Genomic DNA, 3,077 nt, shown 5'->3' with positions numbered 1-3,077 from the left:
CTGCGGGTTGAAGATGTTGTAGGACGCGATGTTGATCTGGGTCACGTTGCCGTTGCCCTTCGCGCCGCCGAGTGCGATCACGTGAGACGAACCTGTGGGATCGCTGCCGCCGAAGATGATGCTTCCGATGGTCCGGTTGTTGCTGATATTGCTGCCGTTTCCGCCCAGACCGAACTGCGGCATGAAGATGTTGCCTTCGAGAATGTTGATCTGCGTCGCGTTGCCATTGCCGCCGGGCAGCAAGATGGAAAGCGCGTTCGCGTCGGGAACGTTCATCTCTGCAAGCAGGCCGATGCAAATGGCCGCGCCGCCCACTACGACCGTCCGGCCAATGATCGAATTATGTTTGCGCGACATCCTGTGCGCGCCCTTCTTCGTGCCCTGCGACCCGTCCACGTTTCGACCTTCGATTTCCATCCTCGGCCCCACCTCTCGGATGAAAGCTGTGTAAAACCTAAGTAACCAGATGAGACTCTAGGACTTTGCTGGACACTGTGTCAAGCATCACACGACTAGTTTTAACGCCGCTAGGCCGTACTTATAGCAAAGTGGCTGGTCGCAGCACCGCAAAGGGTTTCAATGCGCTGAATTTTGGGTAAAACGCGGGCGCCGACCGTCATCTACCTCGGGTGTCAGCCCTGCACTCAATCACCCAGCGCGTTTACGGTTATTTGCATATCTGTCAACGAGCTATGAAGACGCCAATGGCCTCTTTGTCCAATCTTGGCTCATATTGCCGGAGTCGTAATTAGCTCGTTACATCTCTGGTAATGTTCCGCGCACTCATCAGCCGGTCATCACTCAGTTGATACTCAGGAAAGCCATGGCAAGGTGGTTGCCGGGATACGGGGCACTGCGGCGGATCCCTGGCGGCCGGTAATCTAACCGACGTGGCCACAATGAAGATTGCTCGCGTTCCCGCGGCGAATGAAAAGTTCGAACTGACCGACGTCGAAATCCCGGAGCCGGGTCCCGGGCACGTCCGCGTCAAGGTGCACGCCTGCGGCGTCTGCCATTCCGACTTGCTGACCGTAATCGGCATGATGGGCAACTCGTTCCCTCGCGCGCCCGGCCACGAAATTGCGGGCGAGGTGGACGCGGTCGGTGAAGGCGTCAGCACGTGGAACGTCGGTGATCGCGTCGGCGTCGGGTGGTTCGGCGGCTGCGATTTCACCTGCGAGCCTTGTCGCAGAGGCGATTTCATTTCTTGCGTGAACGGCCAGGTTCCGGGCATCGCCTACGACGGCGGCTATGCGGAGTACATGGTCGCGCCAGCGGAAGCGATCGCGCGCATCCCTGACGATCTGTCCTACGTCGACGCCGCTCCGCTGCTGTGTGCAGGCATCACCACATTCAATTCTCTGCGCGAGTCCGTCGCCAGACCTGGCGATCTCGTTGCGGTCCTAGGCGTCGGCGGCCTCGGCCATCTCGGCGTTCAGTACGCCGCCAAGATGGGCTTCGAGGTGGCTGCGATCGCCCGCGGAACGGACAAGGAGCCATTGGCCAAAAAGCTCGGCGCACATCACTACATCGATTCCAAGGCGTCTGATGTCGCCGAGGAGTTAAACAAGCTTGGCAGCGCGCAGGTCATCCTCGCGACGGTTACCGTTGCGGACGCGATGGCGGCCACCATCGGCGGCCTCAAGGCCCGCGGCGAGCTCGTCGTCGTCGGCGCGCCGGCTGAACCCATGGAGACGCCGTTGGCTCCGTTGATCTTCAAGTCCGCCGCCGTTCAGGGACATGCGTCCGGAACGTCTCAGGATTCCGAGGACACACTTCGTTTCTCGGCGCTGACCGGCGTCCGGCCGATGATCGAGACGGTGCCGCTTTCCGACGTGCAAGCGGCCTACGACAAGATGATGAGCGGCGCCGCGAGATTCCGCATGGTGCTGACGATGGACTGACGTCTACACCCAAACGCAAAGTGGCGCCCATCCTTTCGGATGAGCGCCACTTGCGCTATCTAGGTCAGAGCGTCACTTGACGATCTTGGTAACCCGACCGGCGCCGACCGTACGGCCACCTTCGCGAATTGCGAAGCGCAGACCTTCGTCCATGGCGACGGGCTGGATCAGCACCACGGAGATGTCGGTGTTGTCACCGGGCATCACCATTTCGGTGCCCTCCGGCAACGTCACCACACCGGTTACGTCGGTGGTGCGGAAGTAGAACTGCGGACGGTAGTTGTTGAAGAACGGCGTGTGCCTGCCGCCCTCGTCCTTGGACAGGATGTAGACGCTGCCCTCGAACTCGGTGTGCGGCGTGGTGGTGCCGGGCTTCACGACGACCTGGCCGCGCTCGACATCCTCACGCTTGACGCCACGAACCAGCAGGCCGACGTTGTCGCCCGCCTGGCCCTGGTCGAGCAGCTTGCGGAACATCTCCACACCGGTGACGGTCGTCTTGGTGGTGGTCGGCTTGATGCCGACGATCTCGACTTCCTCGTTCACGTTGACCACGCCACGCTCAACGCGACCGGTGACCACGGTGCCGCGGCCGGTGATCGTGAAGACGTCCTCGACGGGCATCAGGAACGGCTTGTCGGTCTCGCGGACCGGGTCCGGGATCGACTCGTCGACGGCATCCATCAGATCCTCGACGGACTTGACCCACTCCGGGTCGCCCTCGAGCGCCTTGAGCGCCGACACCTTGATGACCGGGGCGTCCTCGTCGAACTCCTGGGCGGCCAGCAGTTCGCGGACCTCGAGCTCGACCAGCTCGATGAGCTCCTCGTCGTCGACCATGTCGGCCTTGTTCAGCGCAACCAGGATGTAGGGCACGCCGACCTGACGGGCGAGCAGCACGTGCTCGCGGGTCTGGGGCATCGGGCCGTCGGTCGCCGCGACCACCAGGATTGCGCCGTCCATCTGGGCTGCGCCGGTGATCATGTTCTTGATGTAGTCAGCGTGGCCAGGGGCGTCGACGTGTGCGTAGTGACGCTTGTCGGTCTGGTACTCCACGTGGGAGATGTTGATCGTGATACCACGCGCCTTCTCTTCGGGCGCGTTGTCGATCTGGTCGAAGGCCGATGCCTCGTTCAAGTCGGGGAACTTGTCGTGCAGAACCTTCGTAATAGC

3 protein-coding genes are annotated in these 3,077 nt (G+C 61.7%); 1 reads left to right on the top strand and 2 read right to left on the bottom strand.

Annotated features, from left to right (window positions below):
- A partial coding sequence (locus tag QOJ24_RS08175) for a hypothetical protein (RefSeq protein WP_526260485.1) occupies positions 1–417 on the bottom strand: 417 nt, incomplete at its 3' end.
- Positions 418–899: 482 nt separating this feature from the next.
- Between QOJ24_RS08175 and QOJ24_RS08170 the strand changes: the two genes are divergently transcribed.
- A complete protein-coding gene (locus QOJ24_RS08170; protein ID WP_526260484.1) occupies positions 900–1,904 on the top strand; it encodes an alcohol dehydrogenase in 1,005 nt (334 codons plus the stop codon).
- Positions 1,905–1,976: 72 nt separating this feature from the next.
- Here the strand turns inward: QOJ24_RS08170 and tuf are convergent.
- On the bottom strand, positions 1,977–3,077 hold a 1,101-nt coding region (tuf, locus tag QOJ24_RS08165; protein WP_526260483.1), incomplete at its 5' end, for an elongation factor Tu.

The organism is Mycobacterium sp. (assembly GCF_032159775.1).
Taxonomy (GTDB): Bacteria; Actinomycetota; Actinomycetes; order Mycobacteriales; family Mycobacteriaceae; genus Mycobacterium.
The sequence above is the reverse complement of the archived record's forward strand: the minus strand, read 5'-3'. Positions and strand labels throughout refer to the sequence as shown.

Excerpts from the sequence above, each read along its gene's own strand:
- QOJ24_RS08170 (WP_526260484.1), top strand. The coding sequence starts at position 900 with ATGAAGATTGCTCGCGTTCCCGCGGCGAATGAAAAGTTCGAACTGACC.